General features: G+C 41.8%; 20 protein-coding genes. 8 read left to right on the forward strand and 12 right to left on the reverse strand.

Annotated elements, in window-relative coordinates:
* Nucleotides 1-527: 527 nt before the first annotated feature.
* The 5 genes from RMY63_RS14130 to RMY63_RS14150 form a co-directional block, all read right to left on the reverse strand.
* Nucleotides 528-2,741, reverse strand: a complete 2,214-nt coding sequence (locus RMY63_RS14130) for a tetratricopeptide repeat protein (RefSeq protein ID WP_322729306.1) — start codon at nt 2,739-2,741, stop codon at nt 528-530.
* Nucleotides 2,742-3,007: 266 nt separating this feature from the next.
* Nucleotides 3,008-3,187, reverse strand: a complete 180-nt coding sequence (gene psb34, locus RMY63_RS14135) for a photosystem II assembly protein Psb34 (RefSeq protein ID WP_322673558.1) — start codon at nt 3,185-3,187, stop codon at nt 3,008-3,010.
* A 264-nt stretch (nt 3,188-3,451) separates the two neighbouring features.
* Nucleotides 3,452-5,482 (reverse strand): glycine oxidase ThiO, encoded by a 2,031-nt coding sequence (thiO, locus tag RMY63_RS14140; RefSeq protein WP_322729307.1) that lies wholly within the window; start codon nt 5,480-5,482, stop codon nt 3,452-3,454.
* A 132-nt stretch (nt 5,483-5,614) separates the two neighbouring features.
* Entirely contained in the window at nt 5,615-6,004 is a 390-nt protein-coding gene (locus tag RMY63_RS14145; protein ID WP_322729308.1) for a hypothetical protein, read from the reverse strand.
* 17 nt (nt 6,005-6,021) lie between these two features.
* On the reverse strand, nt 6,022-6,360 hold the full coding sequence (locus RMY63_RS14150) for a 2Fe-2S iron-sulfur cluster-binding protein (RefSeq protein WP_322729309.1): 339 nt from the start codon (nt 6,358-6,360) through the stop codon (nt 6,022-6,024).
* A gap of 75 nt (nt 6,361-6,435) precedes the next feature.
* On the opposite strand from RMY63_RS14150, the gene cimA reads away from it, so the two are divergent.
* On the forward strand, nt 6,436-8,112 hold the full coding sequence (cimA, locus tag RMY63_RS14155) for a citramalate synthase (protein ID WP_322729310.1): 1,677 nt from the start codon (nt 6,436-6,438) through the stop codon (nt 8,110-8,112).
* A 222-nt stretch (nt 8,113-8,334) separates the two neighbouring features.
* Here cimA and RMY63_RS14160 read toward each other — a convergent pair whose 3' ends face one another.
* Both RMY63_RS14160 and RMY63_RS14165 read right to left on the reverse strand, forming a co-directional pair.
* Nucleotides 8,335-9,213 carry a M48 family metallopeptidase gene (locus tag RMY63_RS14160; protein ID WP_322729311.1) on the reverse strand — a complete coding sequence of 293 codons (879 nt, stop codon included), beginning with the start codon at nt 9,211-9,213 and terminating at the stop codon, nt 8,335-8,337.
* 170 nt (nt 9,214-9,383) lie between these two features.
* The gene (locus tag RMY63_RS14165; protein ID WP_322729312.1) at nt 9,384-9,629 is read right to left on the reverse strand and encodes a hypothetical protein; all 246 of its coding nucleotides are present in this window, start codon (nt 9,627-9,629) and stop codon (nt 9,384-9,386) included.
* Nucleotides 9,630-9,866: 237 nt separating this feature from the next.
* On the opposite strand from RMY63_RS14165, the gene RMY63_RS14170 reads away from it, so the two are divergent.
* Together RMY63_RS14170 and RMY63_RS14175 are read left to right on the forward strand one after the other, a co-directional pair.
* The gene (locus RMY63_RS14170; protein WP_322729313.1) at nt 9,867-11,027 is read left to right on the forward strand and encodes an RRXRR domain-containing protein; all 1,161 of its coding nucleotides are present in this window, start codon (nt 9,867-9,869) and stop codon (nt 11,025-11,027) included.
* Nucleotides 10,972-12,192 carry an acetate kinase gene (locus RMY63_RS14175; protein ID WP_322729314.1) on the forward strand — a complete coding sequence of 407 codons (1,221 nt, stop codon included), beginning with the start codon at nt 10,972-10,974 and terminating at the stop codon, nt 12,190-12,192. Before RMY63_RS14170 ends, RMY63_RS14175 begins: the two co-directional genes overlap by 56 nt.
* Before the next feature lie 78 nt (nt 12,193-12,270).
* Here RMY63_RS14175 and RMY63_RS14180 read toward each other — a convergent pair whose 3' ends face one another.
* The 3 genes from RMY63_RS14180 to RMY63_RS14190 form a co-directional block, all read right to left on the reverse strand.
* Nucleotides 12,271-13,218 (reverse strand): hypothetical protein, encoded by a 948-nt coding sequence (locus RMY63_RS14180; RefSeq protein ID WP_322729315.1) that lies wholly within the window; start codon nt 13,216-13,218, stop codon nt 12,271-12,273.
* The gene (locus RMY63_RS14185) at nt 13,215-14,045 is read right to left on the reverse strand and encodes a hypothetical protein (protein WP_322729316.1); all 831 of its coding nucleotides are present in this window, start codon (nt 14,043-14,045) and stop codon (nt 13,215-13,217) included. The genes RMY63_RS14180 and RMY63_RS14185 overlap by 4 nt, the downstream gene beginning before the upstream one ends.
* A 99-nt stretch (nt 14,046-14,144) precedes the next feature.
* Nucleotides 14,145-14,657 carry a hypothetical protein gene (locus RMY63_RS14190; RefSeq protein ID WP_322729317.1) on the reverse strand — a complete coding sequence of 171 codons (513 nt, stop codon included), beginning with the start codon at nt 14,655-14,657 and terminating at the stop codon, nt 14,145-14,147.
* 537 nt (nt 14,658-15,194) lie between these two features.
* On the opposite strand from RMY63_RS14190, the gene RMY63_RS14195 reads away from it, so the two are divergent.
* The 4 genes from RMY63_RS14195 (at nt 15,195) to ftsH3 (ending at nt 19,414) form a co-directional block, all read left to right on the forward strand.
* Nucleotides 15,195-15,980, forward strand: coding sequence for a hypothetical protein (locus RMY63_RS14195; protein ID WP_322729318.1), 786 nt, complete (start codon nt 15,195-15,197; stop codon nt 15,978-15,980).
* 247 nt (nt 15,981-16,227) lie between these two features.
* Entirely contained in the window at nt 16,228-16,647 is a 420-nt protein-coding gene (locus RMY63_RS14200; RefSeq protein WP_322729319.1) for a GNAT family N-acetyltransferase, read from the forward strand.
* A 17-nt stretch (nt 16,648-16,664) separates the two neighbouring features.
* Nucleotides 16,665-17,459 (forward strand): aminotransferase class IV, encoded by a 795-nt coding sequence (locus RMY63_RS14205; protein ID WP_322729320.1) that lies wholly within the window; start codon nt 16,665-16,667, stop codon nt 17,457-17,459.
* 113 nt (nt 17,460-17,572) lie between these two features.
* A complete protein-coding gene (ftsH3, locus tag RMY63_RS14210; protein ID WP_322659564.1) occupies nt 17,573-19,414 on the forward strand; it encodes an ATP-dependent zinc metalloprotease FtsH3 in 1,842 nt (613 codons plus the stop codon).
* A 565-nt stretch (nt 19,415-19,979) separates the two neighbouring features.
* Here ftsH3 and RMY63_RS14215 read toward each other — a convergent pair.
* The gene (locus RMY63_RS14215; protein ID WP_094350008.1) at nt 19,980-20,198 is read right to left on the reverse strand and encodes a hypothetical protein; all 219 of its coding nucleotides are present in this window, start codon (nt 20,196-20,198) and stop codon (nt 19,980-19,982) included.
* Between the two features lie 684 nt (nt 20,199-20,882).
* Complete coding sequence (locus tag RMY63_RS14220; protein ID WP_322729321.1) at nt 20,883-21,659, reverse strand: ABC transporter permease; 777 nt, start codon at nt 21,657-21,659, stop codon at nt 20,883-20,885.
* Nucleotides 21,660-22,164: 505 nt separating this feature from the next.
* Here RMY63_RS14220 and RMY63_RS14225 point away from each other — a divergent pair.
* Nucleotides 22,165-23,313, forward strand: coding sequence for a DegT/DnrJ/EryC1/StrS family aminotransferase (locus RMY63_RS14225; protein WP_322729322.1), 1,149 nt, complete (start codon nt 22,165-22,167; stop codon nt 23,311-23,313).
* Nucleotides 23,314-23,352: the final 39 nt, after the last annotated feature.

A 23,352-nucleotide genomic window follows, 5' to 3' on the forward strand; every position in this document is an offset into this window, starting at 1 on the left:
GCTTCTTTCAAGTTGTTCTTCAGTCTACCTTAGTAAATTTACGGAAAATACGCCAATGTATTATTGTATTTTTTATAAAAAATTTATGTGTATTTCCGAATAATTTAATGAATAATTTATATTTATTAAGTTAAGCTTATGGATTGTTAAAATATATTTCACTAGTTTGTAATTAGTAAAACAGTAAACCTCTTGCAAAATTTCTCTAACACGCCACATTCCAGCAAGAGTGGAGACTTTGACCGAAGAAGCAGGGGAGCTCTTAGCAGGGAGCAGAGGAGAAATCTGCTAGGATTCCCCTGCCAAAAGGGATACAGAGCAAGTAAATTTATTTATGCTCAAAATAAAAACATTTATGAAGAAGACGCGCAGCGCGAACGCGAGTGCGTCTCGCAGAGAGAAATAATACGTCCGCAAGTAAAGCCCCTGAATTTATTTATGGGGTTCAAAATTTTTGACTTTTGACTTTTGACTTTTGAATTCCCCGCAGGGGTTGACATTCCCCGCGCTATGGAGAGGAATAGGATTCATAATTTTGACAAAATCTCTGGCAACAACTGGCTAGGAACTTTAGATAAAGCCAGATTTTGTCCCTGTATCCCTAACTCATTATGAAAAGCACGAATAGTTTTCACCACATAAGTGAAGGTTGTCTGATAAGCCTCTGGTTGTTTACTTAATCCGTTTAAGGCTTGCAAATGGTTATCTAATGCTACTTCTAAGTGTTGAGAGCGTGTCGCTTTGTCGCCATTAAAAGACTTATCTATTACTAGCTGATAATGTGCCAGTCCCAGGTTGTTATGAGAGGCAAGCAAATCAAAACCTAAAGAAGTACCGCTAAGTGAGTGAGCTAAAGCGATAGCTTCTTCGTAAGCATTGATACATAGTTGCAGATATTTTTGCCGTGCTTCTTGAGTAGTCTCAGATAGGTTTGCTAGATGCCAGTAGGCAGTACCTAGATTATTTTGTGTAGCGGCGCAAGCACTGGGAACATTAGCTGGAGTGCGATACTTGAGAGCTTCGCTATAAACATCTATGGCTAGCTGGAGATTTTGGGCAGGTTGTTCGTATTGTGCTAGATTCCAATACGCAGTACCGATATTGTTTTGAATCATGCCATACTTGAGCGGTTCCTCTTCAGGGTTGTAGTGTGCAAGTGCTTCATTGTAAGCTGCGATCGCTTTCTTTAAATGCACAATCGGTTGATTATATTGCCCAAGATGCCAGTAGGCAGTACCCAAATTATTTTGGCAAGCCGCATACTTTAATGAATCCATATCAGCTGTACGGTGGCTGAGTGCTTCACTGTAAGCGAAAATTGCTTGCTGCCAATTTTCAGATGGGTGAGAGAAACGAGCTAAATCACCATAGGCTGTCCCCAAATTATTTTGTACACGAGCGTAAGTTTCCGAATGTGTCTGGGGCGAAATCATCTTTAACGCCAACTGATAAAATTCTATTGCCTGCTCTACATAAGTTTGTCCCTCTTCAGAATTGGGTGGTGTGCGGTATAGCATCCAGTAGAGTGTACCCAAATCATTCAAGATATCTGGGAGTTGCGGTGAGCTTTCGTCATAGCTAATTGCCTCCTGATAAGCAATAATTGCCACCATCAGGTTTTCTAGAGTTGACTCTCCTTGTTCAATGCGAAGGCGGTATAAAGTACCCAAGCGATGATAAGCCTCTGCCAGTATCTCCTCTGAAACTTGCTTTTCGTGTAATTCTTCAATCTCCAATAAAATCTGCTGTGGTTGTAAGGAATCCTCTGTATTTTGAGCAATACTTGTATTTATTGTTGCTATTACTAGCTCCGTTAACTCACTGCTAATATGAGATAAAGACGACAGGGATTGATTATTATTCCCACTACCAGACCGATTTGTAGATTCCTGCTGTTGTGGCGTAGCTTTTAATAAATCCCCTGTGGATGGTGAAACATCCTCAGCTTTGTGTATGCGATTCCCTTGTATCTCTACTGGGAAATCAGAATTATTATCAAACTTGAACTCGGTGGCTGCGGTTTTGAGTTCTGCTTGGTTAACTGATTCATCTAGAATCGACTGCTCAATATTCCCCAAATCTAAGCTTCCTGAACGTGAAAAACGTTCTGGATAAGCCAAATTCTGAGTTGCTGGTGTGGGTTCTCCAGCAAACACAAATACGCCAGTACGACAACGCCAAAACTGTGGTGCTGATTGCTTGATAGCCGATAACCAAGGACGTGGAATCCACAACAGCAAATTAGATTCTAGGAATCGGCTGGATTCTTGTGTAGAGAAATATTGTTCGCTTAAGCGGAGATAGTGTAAAAATAAACGCTGTGTCGCCACTGGTTGCTTCGTAAGATGCTCCACACCGACAATCTGAAATGCTGGTACTGGAAAAGGTCTACCAGGAGTATCTTTTGATGCCCCAACAATTGGCGGTGGATAATTAGTCAGCCATTGATTAATCTGGATTATGGGATTAGGATCGTTTAAATTCAAACGCAACGTGACTAATCGCGGATAAGCTGGAGTGCTATTTTCTTGAGCATTTGATGATTGATATAGCACCTGTCCAACAGGATAAGCCAATGTAGAATGCAAACGGGCTGCTACCTGATTTCTTAAGTATAAATCATCACATACCGCTAAAAGAATTTGTCGTCGTAAGCCAAGACTTAAGGCAAGTTTCAGGCGGTGGTATACTTGCCGATTCCAAGTAGAATTATTGTTGTGTGCAGTATCATTCACGCTCATAGCGGCTAAAAAGCCAAAACATAGTAGATATCACCTTTCTGGGTGCATTCAAGTGAGCTAAAGTCATAATAAAAATGATTTTTAATAAATAGATGTTGTGCTGCTCAGGATATATTGAGCCTTCAATTATAGTAGGAACAATAAAGTATAATTATATACTTTAATTCCTAGTTCAATTTTAACAAAAAATAAAAAAGCAGGCCCCTCTTAAAATCGGAACCTGAAAAACTATAAAAAAGATGAAGTTTTTTTAAAATGTTTTACGATCAACTGCTCTTAGAAACAAAGAAGGCGACTAGAATTAAGCCGGCAACCAAAGCTGTAGCGGCAATTCCTAGTATTATATAAGTTCGCTTTTGCCCTTCTGTGAGAGGTTCTGCTTGATAAACTTTTGGTTCGCGGGCAAAATTATTCAGAAGACCGCCTTCTTCATTGGTATAGGGCATGAATGAATTCCTTTATCTTTATCGTTAATTTAATGTTACATAAATGCTAAATCTGGTCTTAAACTGCTAGATAAATCGTTACATTTGTCATTTGTCATTTGTCATTTGTCATTGGGGAAGGTGGGGCCCCCTCTGGCGATAAGGGGTAATGGGGATTGGGGATTGGTTATTAATTCTTCTCTCTCACTCCCTTACTCCCTCATCTTCCCTTGTCCTCCTGGTCTCCCTTGTCGTCTATTTTCCATGCCCCATGCCCCATGCCCCTTAACTAGTAATCGTCCCAGTTAGAGGTGAACTAGGACTGGCGTAATCTTTAATAGGCATTCTGCCAGCAAGGTATGCTAGACGACCGGCGACTGTTGCCAAATTCATGGCACGAGCCATTGCTGCTGGTTTTGGAGAAAGAGCGATCGCACTATTAATCAACAAAGCATCTGCTCCCAATTCCATTGCCTGGGCGGCTTCTGAGGGTGAACCAATACCAGCATCTACCACCACTGGCACACCTGCATTTTCGATGATTATTTGGATATTGGCAGTTGTTTTCAGTCCTTGTCCAGAACCAATTGGTGATGCCAAAGGCATGACTGTAGCACAACCTACCTCTTCTAAGCGCTTGGCTAACATGGGGTCAGCGTTGATATAGGGCAATACTGCAAAGCCTTCTTTAACTAGTTGTTCTGCGGCTTGCAATGTCCCAATCGGGTCTGGGAGTAAATACTTAAGGTCGGGTATTACTTCTAACTTTACAAAATTATTATTTTCCTGTCCCAACAATTTCGCCATTTCTCGCCCCAAACGCGCCACCCGAATTGCCTCTTCAGCAGTTTGACAACCTGCGGTATTGGGTAACATCCAGATTTTCGTCCAATCCAAGGCTTCAGCTAAACCTTCATGTCCAGGAGCCTTGGTTTGTACCCGTCGTACTGCTACGGTGACAATCTGGCAATCGCTGGCGACGACGCTTTGCTGCATTTCCTCAATGCTGCGATACTTACCAGTTCCCGTCATCAAGCGGGATTGGAAGGTTTTGCCAGCGATAATCAGTGGGGAATCGGTAGAGACGCGATTAATCACGTCTGTGGGAAGTGGGGTGGTATTATGCCCGTTGGAGAAATTGGCAGAGTGAGTCAGCATTGGGGTGGAGGTAGATGACTTGGACTGGAAGCGCGAATAGTGAAAATTAGCAAGTAGGGAGTCAGACTTTTGTTCTAAGATTAAATCGGCAATCAAAGCGGCGGTTACGGGCGCAAGTAGAATTCCGTTGCGGTAATGACCAGTAGCTAGGGTTAAATTTTGACAGTGGCTAGTCCCCAGGATGGGCAATTCATCAGGGGTAGCTGGGCGAAATCCCCACCAAAATTCCTGGATGGGATAATGTTTTAATTGGGGATACAGGCGGATAGCAGCTTGTAGTAATTTTTGAATTCCTTCTGGGGTGTTGTTGGGGATAAAGCCAACGTCTTCACTTGTTGCGCCAATAACCAGGCGATCGCGTCTTGGTACGATGTAAATATCCTGCCCAAATAAAACCCGCTTCAAGGGCAATTCCGGCGAAACTTCTGGTATCCGCACACTCAGCATTTGTCCTTTTCTGGGTAGCACAGGTAGTGGTAATAATTCATTTGACCAAGCACCTGAAGCTAAAACATAGTGCGCGGCGCGAATTATTCCAGCATTAGTTTGCACCCCAACTACTTGTCCCTGCTGCTGTAAAAATGCTTCTACTGTAATACCGTCTTTGAGTTCAACACCAACAGACTCAGCTGCCATCCACAATGTGTGAGCTAGAGCTTTATTATCAACTTGTGCATCTTCAGGATACCACCAGCCACCAACTACCTCTGCTCCTAATCCTGGCTGATATTGATGAATTGCCTCTTTGTTTAACCAGTAAGCCGGGGATGAGGGGGATGAGGGGGATGTTGCTCCCATTACTCCCTCATCTCCCCCTGCTTCCCCTGCTCCCCCTGCTCCCCTACCCCCCTGCCCCCCTGCCTCTTCAAAGAGGGGTGCGAGGATACCACAGGGACGGTAGCCAGTATTTAAGCCGGTTAGTTCTTCTAATTTGCGCGTCCAGTCGGGATATAAAGCACGCGATCGCCAACACAATGAACGCATTGCCTCATTAGCGATGTTTTCCGCATCTGGTGCCAACATCCCGGCGGCGGCGTGGGTAGCAGCAGCCTGGAAGTCACGACAAAACACGGTGACGTTTGTCCCGCGCAATTTTAGTTCAATGGCGATCGCTAAACCAATAACGCCGCCACCAATAATCACAGTCTCACTAATCATTAGTCATTAGTCATTAGTCATCTGTCATTAGCCATTTATCATTAGTACATAACTAATAACTCATAACTTATAACTCATAACTTATAACTTATAACTTGTAACTAAAGACGGGTCTGAAGACGGATCTGATCGTTACCACAAGGCGCGAATTGGTTCGTTGCTTTGATTTGTATCGCTAGATGGTGTGCTGGTTTGTGAAGAATCTGTATTGCTGTCTGTTGTACTGTCTGTTGAGTCATCAGCAGAATTCTGGGCAACGTTACTCCTGTTGTCAGGTCTTGGGGCTACAATACCACGCCTGTTTTCGTTTGTTTGAGTTGTTTCGTTTCCTTCTGTTGCAGTTTCTTCATTCTTACTGCCACCACTGCCATTAACATTGATATTAGCTGGCAGGACTTCTGATTTCTTATCACTGGGAGCGTTAGCAGTTTGTACGCCCATCGGAAAGTTGATGCCTAGTAATGTACCAAGCAGAATGGCTAAACCTCCAGCCATTAAAATTAAGGGTGTCCATCTACCCATCTTGTCTTAACTCCTTTTTAACCTTTTGGTGTCCACACTATTCGAGAACCTTGTCCCCAAAATCCATCAAACTTTGTCACTTTCACATCGCCTAAAACCTGAGTTTGACAAGCTAAACGTAAGTCTGTTGTAGGAGAATGGGGAGGAAGCGAACGCCGTGCTCGATCACGCCAGTTCGCTGCTGATACTTTGCCCTCTACCTTAACCGCGCAGGTTCCACAACTGCCAATGCCCCGACAGTTTATCACCTTAGCACCGTCATTGTAGAGATGAATACTATTTTGCAGCAAAATCTGGCGGAGATTGCTTCCATGCTCGCAATCAATTGTTTTACCTTCAGCTAGTACTTTAGGCATTTTTAAATTGCCAAACTGGCTTTTTGTTGTATATTGACACATTGCCTCGAAAGTTGTCTCGTCGGTCCCAGTTTTATGACCACAAATTCTTCACCTCAACTTTGGCTCTATGACACTACATTACGGGATGGCACTCAGCGCGAGGGGCTATCTGTATCGATAGAAGATAAGTTACGCATTGCCCGTAGACTCGATCAACTGGGTATTCCCTTTATTGAAGGTGGTTGGCCCGGTGCCAATCCCAAGGATGTACAATTTTTCTGGCAACTCCAAGAAGATCCGCTTAAACAGGCTGAAATTGTTGCTTTTTGCTCGACTCGCCGCCCTAACTCCACTGCCGCCACCGAACCGATGTTACAGGATATTTTGGCTGCGGGAACTCGCTGGGTAACGATTTTTGGCAAGTCTTGGGATTTACATGTGACAACAGGACTCAAGACGACATTAGAAGAAAATTTGGCGATGATTCGTGACACCATTGAGTACCTCCGTTCTCAGAGTCGCCGGATTATCTACGATGCCGAACATTGGTTTGATGGCTATAAGCACAATCGAGATTATGCTTTACAGACATTAGAGGCTGCGATCGCATCTGGTGCGGAATGGCTAGTTCTCTGTGATACCAATGGTGGCACTTTACCCCACGAAATTAGCGAAATTGTTCAAGATGTCATTAGTCATTTGTCATTAGTCATTTGTCAAGAAGTCATTTGTCAAGAACCAATGACGAAGGACAATGGACAAAGGACAATTCCGCAAATTGGAATTCATACTCATAACGATTCGGAAATGGCGGTTGCTAACGCAATAGCCGCCGTGATGGCAGGGGCAAAGATGGTACAGGGCACAATTAATGGTTACGGTGAACGTTGTGGTAATGCTAACCTCTGTTCGTTAATTCCCAATTTACAACTGAAGGCGGGTTACAGTTGTATCACAGAAGACCAGCTTACACAACTTACAGAAGCTAGTCGTTTTGTGAGTGAGGTAGTCAACCTCGCGCCAGATGAACACGCTCCCTTTATCGGACGTTCGGCTTTTGCCCACAAGGGCGGTATTCATGTATCAGCAGTGGAACGTAATCCTCTGACTTACGAACACATTCAGCCGGAACAAGTCGGGAATCGTCGCCGCATTGTGATTTCGGAACAGTCTGGACTGAGCAATGTTTTAGCTAAAGCCCGCAGTTTTGGTATTGAATTGGATCAACAAAAGGCAGAGGCTAGAGAAATTCTCCAGCGCCTCAAAGATTTGGAGAGCGAAGGATTTCAATTTGAAGCCGCAGAGGCCAGTTTTGTGCTGTTGATGCACGAAGCTTTGGGAGGTCGCCAGAAGTTTTTTGAAGTCAAAGGTTTTCAAGTCCACTGCGACTTGATTGAGGGGAAAGAAACTAGCAATGCCTTAGCTACAGTCAAAGTCGCTGTTGACGGGAAAAATATTTTGGAGGCGGCGGAAGGTAACGGGCCTGTGGCAGCTTTGGATGCAGCTTTACGCAAGGCTTTGGTGAATTTTTATCCCCAAATTGCAACCTTTGATTTGACAGATTACAAAGTGCGGATTCTCAATGGACATACGGGCACTGCGGCGAAAACCCGTGTGTTGGTAGAATCAGGCAATGGTCGTCAACGCTGGACGACAGTAGGGGTTTCCACCAATATTTTAGCGGCTTCCTATCAAGCGGTGGTGGAGGGCTTGGAATACGGTTTGTTGTTACATTCCCAAGCAGAAGCGGCTTTAAAAACTTCTGGTTGACAAAAGGGATTATGGAGTGTGGGGAAAGTTTGCGTTTTTCGATGAGCAGGGGAAGCGATCGCACTTTGGCGATCGCTTCTTGCCAAAACAGCGGTTGTATAGCAGTCGAAGCATAGGTTAGGACTATGTTGGTTGCTGAAACCTTTGATAATACTGAGTTTCTACTCAGCACGGGCTAAACGCCCCGCTACCGCTAACAGCACTTTGCTATAAATAGAAGCTCTACCAATTGCGCCATCCACCTTTGGGTGCAACTTCATTATTAGTAGACTTCAGTCCGTGACTTTGCAACAGAGTTTGATATTCTGTGCTACTTGCCCAACGGTCAATTTCTCGCGCCCGCAGTACTGGCACTGGATGGGTTAATTGGGCTGTACGGGCAGCTTTGACCATTTCACCCAGTTCTGTCTTGCTAATATCATCGTAAGCGCGGGCTTGGGCAACAAAGGCATCGAGATTCAGTTGGGGCGCTAAGGTGGGAGAACCACCAGCCAACTTCATCAACACTGACATGACAACTTTCGGGTCTTGGGTTGCTAGTAATGCAGCGCGATCGCAGGTAAACTCAGCACAACGTACCCATTCCAAAAGTTGCGCCTGTATGGCTTGGGCAACGAAGGTGCCGACATTGGGCACAATTGCCGCAGCTAATATTAGTAAATTTACAGGTGTCAAGTAAACGCTATGGTCACACTTGAGATGCCCCAACTCATGGGCGATTACTGCCTGTATTTCCTCTGGTGTGAGAATATCAATCAGAGAAGTGTGTAGCACCACAAAAGGCTGCTTACCCCGCACAGCAAAAGTATAAGCGTTGGGAGCCGGATGTTGCCGGACATACAACTGGGGAGGATCTATATCCAGGATTTTACAGGCATCTAACAACAGCTTGTATAAATCAGGCAGTTGCTTTTCACCTACCAGAATGCTAGAGGCAATATTTTCCACATAGAAAACCTGCTCTGCCATTGGCCCAAGCCAATTTCGCACCAACATATCTATGCCTGGTATCTGCTTGAGCGCTCTGGTAGCTTCCAGGTCTAATGGATGACGAAATGAGTCAGCTTTTAAACCAATCAGCGGGGTTTTGAAGAATGACATAGTGCAACAAGCTATAAAAAAACAGAACTATGGAATCTGGATGAATAGATAAACAGCTTCCCACAGTTAGTATAACGATTTCAGTAGGGGGTTTCTTTTCTTGCATACTCTTAAAACCCTTATCCGTCTTTGAGAAAACTAAGTACAGCATTTCATTAATTCATCGCGAATTAATGAAAAGCAATACCCTGCAATGCCAATGCGTTGGCTTGTATTGTTAATACGTTGGCTTGTATTGTTAATACGTTGGCTTGCATTGTTAATACGTTGGCTTGCATTGTTAATGCGTTGGTTTGCATTGTTAGTGCGTTGGCTTGCATTGTTAATGCGTTCCCCTGCATTAAAAACGCTACGCTTTTACGCAAAACTGTACTAAGCATAAAGCGAGATTTAGTGACACGATCAAAGGAGGTCATGTTTTTCTGTTGTCACTGTCACAAACCCTGTTCTGAAGAGGCAGGGCTTGCAAGACAAAGACTAACCACCTTTTTCACGCAAGACTAAAAAAGTGTCTAGCTTACAGGCTTAAAGCCTAAACTGAATTGTCTGGGCGTGGTAGCCTACAAAACGTTAAGAATGCTTCCCAAGTTTTTAACCTCTTAGACAATCAGTAGCGATGGGATATATACACCTAGCGATAGGATTTATCATAAATGTTTGTACCAGTAGTTGACAAAAATAACCATCCTCTGATGCCAACGACACCTGGTAGAGCAAAGCGTTGGATTAAATCAGGCAAAGCCACACCATTTTTTAAAAAAGGAGTGTTTTGTGTTCAATTAAATAAAGAACCAAGTAATAGAAACACTCAGCCAATAGCAGTAGGTGTTGATCCAGGTAGCAAGCGTGAGGGATTCACTGTTAAGTCGAAGATGCATACATATCTAAATATCCAAACTCATGCCGTTGATTGGGTAAAAGACCATGTAGAAGTTTGCCGTAATATGCGACGTGCTAGGCGATTTCGTAATACCCCTTGCCGACAAAATCGCAAGAACCGACTTGTAAACAAACAAAAAATACCCCCATCTACTAAGGCGAGGTGGCAATGGAAGTTACGCATTTGCAAATGGTTGACGTTAATATTTCCTATCTCAACTTTTGTGGTTGAGGATATCAAGGCTAAAGCCTGGAAAAATGGACGTAAGTGGAACCTGATGTTTAGCCCTTTAGAAGTTGGTAAAAAGTGGTTCTACTCAGAAATCAAAAGGCTTGCCAACCTGGAAACTCGCACGGGGAACGATACTTACCAGATGCGGGAAAGTTTAGGTTTGAAAAAGTCTAGAAATAAATTGTCGAATAACTTTTCTGCCCACTGTGTTGATTCATGGGTGCTAGCTAACTGGTTTGTTGGTGGACATATCAAGCCTGAAAACACTCAACTAATTGAAGTTATTCCTTTGGAATTTCATCGCCGTCAACTTCACCGATTGCAACACTCTACTGGACATATCCGCTCTAGATATGGTGGAACAATTAGTGCCGGATTTAAACGTGGTTCAGTAATCAAACATCCAAAATTTGGATTTTGTTATGTCGGTGGTTGGACATTATCTCCAACTAAAAAAGATCCAAGCAGAAAAACAATTAGTTTGCATTGCCTAAATACTGGTAAACGATTAACACAGAATGCATTACCTATGAAGTGTAAATTCAAAGCATATTCTTCGTGGATAGCCACAGCAGTTAAAACTGCCGTTCGGCTTTCCTCCACAGCAATCAAGCCAAGTAGTTTCCAGCCGTATCGGGGATTTTTTTATGAAGATATTGGTACTGAATGCTGGATCGAGCAGCCAAAAGAGTTGTCTGTATGAAATTACAGATGCAGCTTTCCCCACCCAAGCACCCCAACCCCTTTGGGAGGGTAAAATCAACTGGACTCAAGATCGGGGTGTGGCAGAAATAGAGGTGAAAACTGCTACGGGTGGAACGCTGCAAGAATCAATCTCTGGTGATTCCCGACAGGCGCACCTCACCTATATACTCAATACACTTAGTCATGGTGCGACTAAGGTAATCGATCGCTTGTCAGAAATCGATGTGGTGGGGCATCGGATAGTACATGGTGGAGAAGACTATCGAGATAGCGTGGTTATTACGGAGGATGTTAAAAAGGCGATCGCTGGTCTGTCTAACCTTGCTCCAGAACATAATCCAGCCGCTGTGGAAGGCATAGAAGCAATTGAAAACATCTTAAAAGATGTCATTCAAATAGCAGTCTTTGATACCGGATTTCATGCCACTTTACCCGATGCAGCAGCAATCTATCCCGGCCCATATCAGTGGGTAGAGCAAGGTATTCGTCGCTACGGGTTTCATGGTATCAGTCATCAATATTGTTCTCAACGTGCTACCCAAATTCTCGGTCGAGATGTTGCATCTGAGCGGTTAATTATCTGCCATTTGGGCAATGGATGCTCTTTAGCGGCGATTAAAAACGGTCGCAGTATTGATACCACTATGGGATTCACGCCCGTAGAAGGATTGATGATGGGTAGTCGTTGTGGTTCAGTCGATCCGGGGATTTTGATTTATTTGTTGCGGCACTGCAATTACTCTATCGAAAAGTTGGATGAGTTATTAAATAAAGCTTCTGGTTTAAAGGGAATTTCGGGTGTATCTAGCGATATGCGTGAAGTCAGAGAAGCGATTATTCAAGGTAATTCCCGCGCTCAACTGGCGTGGGATATCTACGTGCATCGCTTGCGTTCTGGTATTGGCGCAATGCTTACTAGTTTGGGGGGATTAGATGCTTTAGTATTTACAGCAGGTGTGGGTGAACACTCTGCGGAAATTCGCCAAGCCGTCTGTGAAGCTTTTGGATTTATTGGACTGAAAATAGACCTTGAGAAAAATCAACAGCAGCCTGTGGATGAGGATATTGGTACACCTGATTCAGCAGTACGGATATTAGTTATTCATACTCAAGAAGATTGGGCGATCGCCGGGCAGTGTTGGCAGATATTGAAACATACTTAGAAAGTATGATTTAATCTGAATAACATTGTTTGAATATCTTAACTACCTTCATCTTTTTCAATGCATCATACCCGATTTTCAAGCTAGTAACCAACGCATAAAACTTTTACCAATTTGTCCCACTACAAAACTAAAAATCCATTGTAATAGCGGCCCAATTAGTGACAAAAACAGCAAAAATAAGAAATCAGTGGGAGTAAAAATAAAAATACTAGAAGTGACACAAGTTAGTCCCCACGCCAGCCAATTCCGATATTGTGAACTAATAAAAGTCCATCTGGGGAGTTGATTAACAAGCCAGTAGCGAATAGTAGCAAATACAAAAGATGTTACTAACCCCGCAAGTATTGATAATGAAAATGCTAAATTTAATCTCCATACAAAAAAAGCAGCAGGGAATAACGAAGCTAGCTCCCAAGTCAATAAATTTAATTTAGTCCGAAGACAGCTTAGTATTTGTTCAATAAGCCAATAATGCACATAAATAATATTTAAACACTCAGTATTTTGGATAAAATCACTCCTAATCTTGTGAATTATGTCACCATAAAATAAAACACTACTTTGTAAAACAATATCTTGTTCTTTCCACAAATATAAATTTGATATATCTTCTCTATAATAACAATTAAAAGTAACTCCATACTGTAACGTTGGTTTGTTTTGTAATGATTTACTCCAGAATAATTTGATAAAACTTACTATAAAAGTGTCGTCAAATATTTGAAATTTTTTTTTAGTAATTACTAATTTATTGTATGGCGTAGCGTTATTATTAAAGCAAATCTTATCGCTAAAGCAGTTGTAGTACCAAAGATAAGCTAGTAATTTTGGCGGAATGTACAAAGAGCAGCCTATTTGTCGCGCTTGCTCAATTTGTTTTAAAACAGTCTTATTTAGATAAAAAGTATATTGTCCTGGCTCAACCTTAATTTCAAGTTCAATAGGAGTGCCTTGAGGTATTTGCACAAAGAAAGAGAGTTGAACATCAGCTTCACGATCTGTGTGTATTTGATTAGCGTTCATTGTCGGGATAATTTTGCGATATTTTGTACAATACCAATCAGAAAATCTAGTGTGCCACGCCACTGTTTTTCTCCAGCAACTACCCCTTCATTATGTATTTTTAGGATTAAATCTCTATCACCTTCAGGTAATTTAAATAGCTTTTTATTATAGCGACTGATAATATCTCCATCTAACTGCATAACTGTTTGAGCATAAATAATATCAATATCTACGCTATTAATATCACCACCATTAAGTGCAGCTTTAAGCTCAGACATTTTCCGCAGTGTCCGAATAAATTTATCATTATTCAAAAGTTTTTCAATTTCTTGCCACCTTTGCTGTAAACTTTTTAGATTATTTTCTTCTCGATCTGCAACAGGAGTTGGAGCAGGCAATATTGGTCGAGCTAACTTTATGTATACCTCATCAGTTGGAACAATATTTGCTTTATGTTCTACCTGATATTTAAGACGCTCCTGATATTGGATTATTCTGGAGTCTGGCTCACTAGTCTCAGTACTTTGTTCAAGGAGAATGTAAAAATATTCTCTTTCAAGTTGTGCAAATAGACTTGTATAACGCTTGCGTAGCTCTTGAGCTTGAGTTTTTTTTGGCTCTATTAAATCGTCTGGATTTGGAATTCCTTTGCTATCAAAATAGTCTTTATCATTTATTGAATAAATCTCTTCATAGGCTTGCCAAGCATTAAACTTTGCGCCAGTAATTTGCTCCACAACCATCGTATTTATTTCTAAAGCTGTAATATCATCAACTAATTCATGTACAGATGAGACTACTTTCTCTAGCAAATCTTTGGCTTGTTCTTGAATTTTGTTAGGCATAGTCATAATTTCCTTGATTTCTCTAAAGCAAATTAACCTACAGCTTTGGACAAGTTCATATCCTGTAGATATTTGAGGGTTACTATTAATTAATAAATATTAAATATTGGGACGGGATAACGATTGTTGTGAAGTTTTACGAGATTTCATAATTTCTAGAAAAAATTCATACAACTTTTGCAAACTTTCAATATTTTTTTGCATAATTTCCCGACTTTCTTTGATTTGAGTTAGATGAAATTCGCGAAGTTCTGTATATGGGCCACTACCAATGAATTGACTACCAACTTCATTCGTTATATCACCATCAATTAGATTAATTATAGTGTGCATTCGATTACCTGTTTGAGCAATTTGCTGTCCTTGTAGTTGTTCTAACTGAGTAGATGATTCTGGAACCCAAGTGGTAATTTCTAGCTCGACAACTTCAACTATTGCTGTTTGAATAGCATCAATAACTTCATCAATATTGAATCCTTCTCCTTTAGTATTTAGCTTTTTAACTTTTCTTTTAAATTCACTACTTGGTTTGCTAAATTGACTATTGGTTTCCTCATTTTCTATGGCTTGACCATTAATTTGTGTATTTTCGTTAAGAGTATTATTCACCATGACATTTTAGAGGTTATGGACAGATTTAAATGTAAATAAGATACAATTTTAGGTTAGATAAAATTTTTTAAGGCTTTTACTCAAAAAAAGTAACCAAAGTCAAAAAAACTTAATAATTTAAGAAATTTTTACTCAAAAAAGTTATGGCTTTCCTAAAGTCAAATTTATCTTCTAAAAAGAATAATACCATGTTAGATTTTGGAGCCACGGTTTGCAATGAGTCTAGCAATGCGGTAAGGTTTATCAGCTATTTTAAGTGGCTTTGATTCTAAAAGATTTATTTAATGAATTAGCTTTTGGACGTTTCGTTCCAATCTGTAGAAATTAGATATTACTTATAAACAAAGAAACATAAACTATATCTCAAAAAAAGTCAAGAAAAAGTATAAATTAGTACTAGTAATTAAAGTAATTTATTTTAGTTAGCCTGTTTTTATTTGGTCTAGCAAAGCACAGACAAGCAAATGGGGCTGACTTTTCTTATACCACTATGTATGTATAGAATAATATTACTATGATGATAAAGACAAGGAAAATATGTTGTTATCTCGTCAGGCTTTTGCTACAACTGTTGTAATTTGTATGTGTATTTTAGGAGTTGGCTTGATTCAATTCCCTCAATTGCAAAAACTAATAAATAGAAAACAATCTGCCTCTTTAGAAACTCTAAAAAAAGAAATAAAATCTGAAAATATCCGTCTGAATTTTCTCAAAAAAATGCCTAGTTTTGGTTATGATAACTTCATCGCAGATTTGGTATATCTCAATTTTCTCCAATATTTTGGAGATGATGAAGTTCGAGATAAAACAGGTTACGGTTTAAGTCCAGAATATTTTGAAGTTATTCTAGAACGCGATCCGCGATTTTTAGCAGCGTATCGCAGTCTTTCGATCAGTACTTCATTGTATGCTGGTATGCCAGAACGTGCGATCGCACTATCAGAGAAAGGCTTAAAATCAATATCTCCGTCAGTTCCTGAAAAGTCTTATTATATATGGCGTTTTAAAGGAGTTGATGAGTTATTATTTTTAGGCAATGCTCAAGCTGCCCAACAGTCTTTTGCAACGGCGGCAAACTGGGCAAGTAAATTTTCAGATCCAGAGAGTCAGCTTATAGCTAATACTTCCCAAAGAACTGCTGAATTTCTGAGTAGAAATCCTAACAGTAAATATGCTCAAATTTCTACATGGTCAATGGTTTTAAATAATCATGCTGATGAAAGAACTCAGAAACGCGCAATTAAGGAAATCGAAGCCTTGGGAGGAAAAATAGTTACAACTCCTGAAGGTACTCATAAAATTATATTTCCTCCTAAAGATTAAATTATTATTAGACCTCTTGCAAAAGTCCCCTTACACCCCACCCCCAGCCCCTCCCCGCGGGCGGGGAGGGGCCCCCTCTGGGGATTAGGGGCAGGGAGACTTTGACGTAAGTTAAAGGCGGGGTGGGGTTCTTTTTTTGATTTATGCAAGAAGTCTATTGATCACGAGTTACTACAAGTGTAGTAGAGAATTATATTCGGCCAATTAGTTTCAAATTTCTCATACATGATTGAGTAAGGTAATACTGATGTTAATAAAATTGGCAGAATCGGACTTTCAAATATTAGGGTGTTTTCCTGTTATCTCTCAGTTGCGCCCTCACCTTGAGCAGACTAAGTTTGTAGAACAAGTTCGATATCAAATGAAAGAAGGATATCAACTTGTATTCTTGGAAGTAGAAAAGCAAGCTGTAGCAGTGGCTGGATTTCGCATTTCTAATTGTTTAGCATCGGGAAAGTTTTTATACATTGATGATTTAGTTGTTGATGAGTTCAAACGATCGCATAGCTATGGTAAACAGTTATTTCAGTGGCTAATTGAATATGCCAGAAATCATGACTGTAAACACCTGAGTCTGGATTCTGGTGTTCAGCGATTTGCAGCCCACAGGTTTTATCTCATGCAGCGTATGAGCATTACAAGTCATCATTTTTCAATGGAGTTGTAGCAACAAGCAATTTGGTCGTGACAAATAATATTTTTTGGTATGACGGCAAACTAATTCACTCTCAAACCCTAGAATTAAACATTAACGATCCGGGTTTAATTTATGGGGCAACTATTTTTACAACATTGCGGGTTTATGAGAACTCCCTAGATAGTAGTTTAACTAATTGGCAAGCACATTGCGATCGCCTACTTTCCTCACTACAAACTTTTGGCTGGCAGCAACCCGATTGGAACCGTCTGCGTCAAGGCGCTCAAATTCTTCTCCCACATTTCCCTGTTCTCAGAATTACCCTCTTTCCCGATGGACGGGAATGGATAACTGGCAGATTCTTACCGCAAGATTTGCCAGAAAAACAAAATACTGGTGTTGTGTGTGCAGTTGCAAGTCCTGAATTTTCTCGCTCTCTCCCCTCTCATAAAACTGGAAACTATTTGAGTGCTTGGTTGGCAAAAACTAGCTCAGATGCTCAAGAAGCAATATTAGTCGATACTCAAGGAAATTGGCTAGAAACCAGTACAGGCAACCTTTGGGGATGGTACGATCGCAATTGGTACACCCCACCAATAAAGGCAGGAATTTTACCGGGAATTTTGCGATCGCAACTTGTAAACTGGTTGAAAAATCATCAGATGCCAGTGCAGGAAGAACCTTGGAGCGTCGAGCTAGTCCAGAGATTTGAAGCGATCGCCTACACTAATAGTGTGGTAGAAATTATTCCCATTCATACCGTTCATCAGCCTTCAGGGTCGCTACAATATAATCCCTACCATCAAAGTTTTCAGCTAATGAGGGAGCTTTTTTTAGCATGACAGCCACGCCAAATTTGTTATATCTTAAGATAAGTTAACATAATTCTTAATAATCACCTCTTTGAACAGAGATGCTAGGTGATGGCGCAAAAAATACCGGAGGATAAACCTTAGTGAATAAAAGATGGAGAAATGCAGGGCTGTACGCGCTGCTCTTTATTGTCGTCATTGCGCTGGGAACAGCATTTTTTGACAAACAACCTCAAAGCAGAGAAACATGGCGATATAGTCGCTTTATTCAAGAAGTTCAGCAAGGCAGAGTGGAAAAAGTCAGTTTGAGTGCAGACCGCTCTACAGCACTGGTTACACCCAAATATGACCCAGCTAAACGGATTGTTACCTTAGTCAACGATCCAGACCTAATCAATACTCTGACTTCTAAAGGCGTTGATATTTCTGTTTTGCCCCAAACCGACGAAGGATTTTGGTTTAAGGCACTGAGCAGCTTATTTTTCCCTGTATTGCTTTTGGTTGGCTTATTCTTCTTGCTACGTCGCGCTCAAAGTGGCCCAGGCAGCCAAGCGATGAACTTTGGCAAATCCAAAGCCAGAGTGCAAATGGAACCACAAACTCAGGTAACATTTGGCGATGTAGCTGGTATTGACCAAGCCAAGTTGGAATTAAACGAAGTTGTAGACTTTTTGAAAAACGCCGATCGCTTTACCGCCGTTGGTGCGAAAATTCCTAAAGGTGTACTGTTAGTTGGCCCTCCTGGTACAGGTAAAACCCTCCTAGCTCGTGCCGTAGCTGGTGAAGCAGGTGTACCCTTCTTCTCAATCTCCGGTTCAGAATTTGTGGAAATGTTCGTCGGTGTGGGTGCATCCCGCGTCCGCGATTTATTTGAACAAGCCAAGACCAATGCTCCTTGTATCGTCTTCATCGATGAAATTGACGCCGTAGGTCGTCAACGGGGTGCAGGCTTAGGTGGTGGTAACGATGAGCGGGAACAAACCCTCAACCAGTTGCTCACAGAAATGGATGGTTTTGAAGGTAATACTGGCATCATCATTATTGCCGCTACCAACCGTCCTGATGTTCTAGATGCAGCCTTATTGCGTCCTGGTCGCTTTGACCGTCAAGTTGTGGTAGACCGTCCCGACTATGCCGGACGCAGCGAAATTCTCAAGGTTCACGCCCGTGGCAAGACCTTGGCGAAAGATGTGGACTTGGATAAAATCGCCCGTCGTACCCCTGGATTTACTGGCGCAGATTTATCCAACCTGCTCAATGAAGCTGCAATTCTGGCAGCCCGCCGGAATTTGACTGAAATTTCGATGGATGAAATCAACGACGCGATCGACCGTGTATTAGCTGGCCCAGAGAAGAAAGACCGGGTAATGAGCGAAAAGCGCAAAACCTTGGTAGCATATCACGAAGCTGGTCACGCCTTAGTTGGTGCTTTAATGCCAGACTACGATCCTGTGCAGAAAATTAGCATCATCCCTCGCGGTCGTGCAGGCGGTTTAACTTGGTTTACCCCCAGCGAAGACCGGATGGACACTGGTTTATACAGCCGCGCTTATCTAGAAAATCAGATGGCTGTGGCTTTGGGTGGACGCATCGCTGAAGAATTAATCTTTGGTGAAGAAGAAGTTACCACTGGTGCTTCTAATGATTTACAACAAGTAGCCCGGGTTGCTCGTCAAATGATTACCCGATTTGGGATGAGCGATCGCTTAGGCCCTGTTGCCCTTGGTCGTCAACAAGGTAACATGTTCCTCGGACGCGATATCATGTCAGAGCGTGATTTTTCTGAAGAAACCGCCGCTGCCATTGATGAAGAAGTCCGCAAACTTGTAGATGTAGCCTATACACGCGCTAAAGAAGTGTTAGTGGGCAACCGCCACATTCTAGATCAGCTAGCGCAAATGCTGGTTGATAAAGAAACAGTAGACGCTGAAGAGTTGCAAGAAATTCTCTCCAACAACGATGTAACAACTGCTGCCTTTGCCTAATTTAATGATTAGATTAGGAGTTAAGAACAATTTCTAACTCCTCATTGTTAAAAAAGCCCGGTCATGAAGACTGGGCTTTTTTGTGGGGTTATATACCCCGAAGGTTTCGTTATAGAGTTTCGGTATAAATCGCTTGTCTGATAAAGACTACCAGATGAGCATAATCAATTCCGGAAAATTAGAAAAATTTTTTAGATACACTCAAATCAAAAAAGCTAGAACTCTGACTTCAAAAGGAAAAACATACAATCTATCTACAATTTAACGACTTCGCTCTTCTCCTATTCCCCACCCTATCTACGAGACGCTGTTCGCGTTCAACATTTGGTTGACTTCATGCTCAAGGACTCAGTTCTCTCCATAGTCACTGACTCATCCTAAATTTTTGAATTTGGAATTGCTGCTGGATTAAGTAAGGGTTTGCGCTTTACAAGCCGGAGATCCTGATTTTTTTGAATGCAAAAGCATCCATGCATCCTATGTAGCACCTCTTATGGCGATCAAAAGTGTTCTCCTTTAGATAGGCTTTCCGAATCTTTACTCGATATTCAACCAGTTGGCGATCTTAAACTCTGGATGTCGGTTTTAAAAATAGCCACGCCACAAAGAACGTAGCCGCCGTGAATAGTTGCGTCAAATCCAAAGCCGAGAGATAACCATCTGCAAATGAAGCAATACTGCGATCGGTAATGCCAAATACCCAGGATGACAGGCCAAATAGCCAAATCCCATTCTTGAGATTTCCGACGAATTCTTTAGAGTCCGATCGTTTTTGATCTTTCATAATCTTCTGTTCGGTTGGTGAAGAATCTGATGATTGATGTGAAATACCTGCCATTAGGAATTTTTTCGGATTCCTGAGGCTGAATTTAGATTTACTATCTATTAATAATATTAATAAATATTTCACCTACTTGACATGCCTACCCAAAGGTACATCTGCTAATGATGACATTCCTCTTTTGGTTTCGTTACCTCCAATAGACAGCAATGCGTTGAGTTCTCAGCTTTACAGCGTCAGGTTTGAATAGTGAAATGACATGATTTTTAAATAACCATATAAATATTTATTTATGCTTTGCATAAAATACCTCATAGGATAGATGCGTTTCCAAAATATCTTCATACTTCAATTGTGTAGAGACTTCGTAGGGGCGCACAGCTGGCTATGCCCCCCTACAAGGAAATGAAATACTTATTTTGGAGTAAATTAATCTTTTCACGCTACTTAGTGCTGAGTTCCGTTAGCGGATAGCTAAGGTTTAGCCCGTGCTGAGTTCTGAGTAAATTAAGAAGTACTCAGTATCCAGTACTTATGTATTAGCCTCCCTTGTGATGTCCGTAGCTCTGCCGTACTCCTTCCCTACGGTATAGTGCGTGAATGGAGAAGCAAGCTACGCGTAGCGTCTCGTAGAGAAAGGTGGGTTGTCTTTCAACTCAGCACTCAGCACTCAGCACTCAGCACTCTTCACCTGACCAACTGCGCGGCAGAATTAAAAAATTGCCGACACAACCCCTTGGTGATTAAAACTGTTGTCAACAAGTTAGCAAAAGCAACCATAAACATAATCAAAATTTCGTAGGAGACAGCATCTAGAGGTTTGACACCAGCTAATAACTGTCCGGTGGTAATTCCTGGTATTGCGAGCATACCTATGAGTATCATTTGATTGAGAGTAGGAATCAATCCGGCTTTGATGGCGTCTTTGCGATACTGGCTAACTGCTTGCTCTGGAGTTGCACCTAAGCTTAAATGGGTTTCTATTTCGAGATGGCTGGAATTAATGGTGCTGACAAGGCGATCGCCTGCGATCGCAGCTGCATTGGTAGCATTACCTAAGACTATCCCTGCTAGGGGAATTATATACTGTGGTTCGTACCATCTCTCTGGTTGAACGATCAAGAAGTTGATGTAAAACACTGTCACGGCGGTACTAATTAAAATTGCACCCCACACCAAAGGCAATAGATGAGGAATTTTTTGGCTGATGCGATTTCGTGCGACAATCGCCGTAATTGTCAGCATTATTGCTAATAGCGCCAAAACTGCCCAAGCATTGTCTAAAGCCAAGATGAAATCTAAAATGTATCCCAATACAAGAAGTTGTAAGATGGTTCTCCCAGTAGCAAGGGCTAGGTTCAACTCTAATCCTAATTTTTCCCAGGCAGATAAACCAATGGCGATCGCCATCAATCCCACAGCAATAGTTAAATCCACAAAATCCAGCTTGATCAGATCCTGCATGGGTTCTCTATCTCCTGGTATTTTCTTCTCAAAGCAGCACACACACCTGGAACTTTGACTAGATGTGTTGGATCTTGGTTGATATATATCACTTTCATCAATTCAAAATTCCAAAATGGTACAACCTTAACATGGCAAATACTTAGTACGGCGGGCGCGGAAATAAACATATCATTTCAAATGGCGCAAGAGCTTGGAATACAATTCTTTTGACTTTTGACTTTTGAACGCCAGTTGCTTCTCCTGTCGGAGACGCTACGCGAACAAGTCGGCAGAGCCGCCCAACGCACTGGCTCCTTTTAACTTCCGCCTTGCGGTAATAGTATGCCTACTATCTGTAAATTAAATGTGCGGTAATTTACTGCACCACAATTTAAGTAAAAACCCTAATAGATGCGTATCTTAGGCGATAGTCTTTTAGTAGCTTCTCTTTGATTAACAATTCAATCAGCAAAAATTGACTGTCGAAGTGCATCCTTTGTATCTCCCGATAAAATGAGAACTCATGATCCAAAGTGTAAATCCCATCCCTGCCTTTGATATCAAGCAGCAATACACCACCATCGAAGCAGAAGTAAGTGCAGCCGTCTTAGAGGTTTTGGCTTCTGGTCGCTATATCGGCGGCCCCTTAGTCGAAGGCTTTGAACAACAGTTTGCCGCTTATAATACTGTTACTGAATGTGTGGCTTGTAATTCTGGTACTGATGCGCTCTACTTAGCATTACGAGCCTTGGACATTGGTGCAGGCGATGAAGTGATTACAACGCCTTTTACCTTTATTGCGACATCTGAAGTAATTAGCGCCGTGGGTGCAAAGCCTGTTTTCGTCGATATTGACGCTACTACGTTTAATTTGGATGTGGAGCAAGTCGCAGCGGCGATTACACCTAAAACTAAAGTGATTATCCCGGTTCACCTCTTTGGACAACCTGTGGATATGACATCATTAATGGCGATCGCTCAGTCTCACAATTTGTCAATAATTGAAGATTGCGCTCAGTCTACAGGGGCAATTTGGGCTGATGAAAAAGTAGGAAGTATTGGACATATTGGTTGCTTTAGTTTCTACCCTACCAAAAATCTTGGTGGTTGCGGCGATGGTGGAGCAATAACGACTAATGACCCAGCGATCGCCACTAAACTGCGAATCCTACGAGATCATGGTAGTAAGATTCGATATTTACACGAAGAAATCGGTGTAAATAGCCGTTTGGATGCTCTCCAAGCAGCTATTTTGCAGATTAAGCTACGTTATTTAGACATTTGGAACGATCGCCGCCGAGATATCGCCAATTATTACTACCAGTTCCTTAGTCAACTTCCGGGGATTGTCCCGCCTCAAGAATTACCTGGGGGTATCGGAGTTTGGAATCAATACACTATTCGCATATCTGGCGAAGGGCGCAATGGTTCTAGCGCTAAATATCGAGATTGGGTGCGTAGTCAACTGCAACAACAGGGCGTGAGTTCAATGATTTACTACCCCCACCCTTTACATTTACAGCCAGTTTATCAAAATCTGGGCTATGAAATTGGGGACTTCCCAATAGCAGAGCAAGCTTGCCATGAGGTTATATCCTTGCCTATGTTCCCAGAACTGACACAACAGCAGCAAGATCAGGTGATTTATGCGCTGAAAGAAGTTAGGAGTTAGGAGTTAGGAGTTAGGAGTTAGGAGTTAGGAGTTAGGAGT

Source organism: Nostoc sp. ChiQUE01b, from assembly GCF_034531255.1.
Lineage (GTDB): Bacteria > Cyanobacteriota > Cyanobacteriia > Cyanobacteriales > Nostocaceae > Nostoc.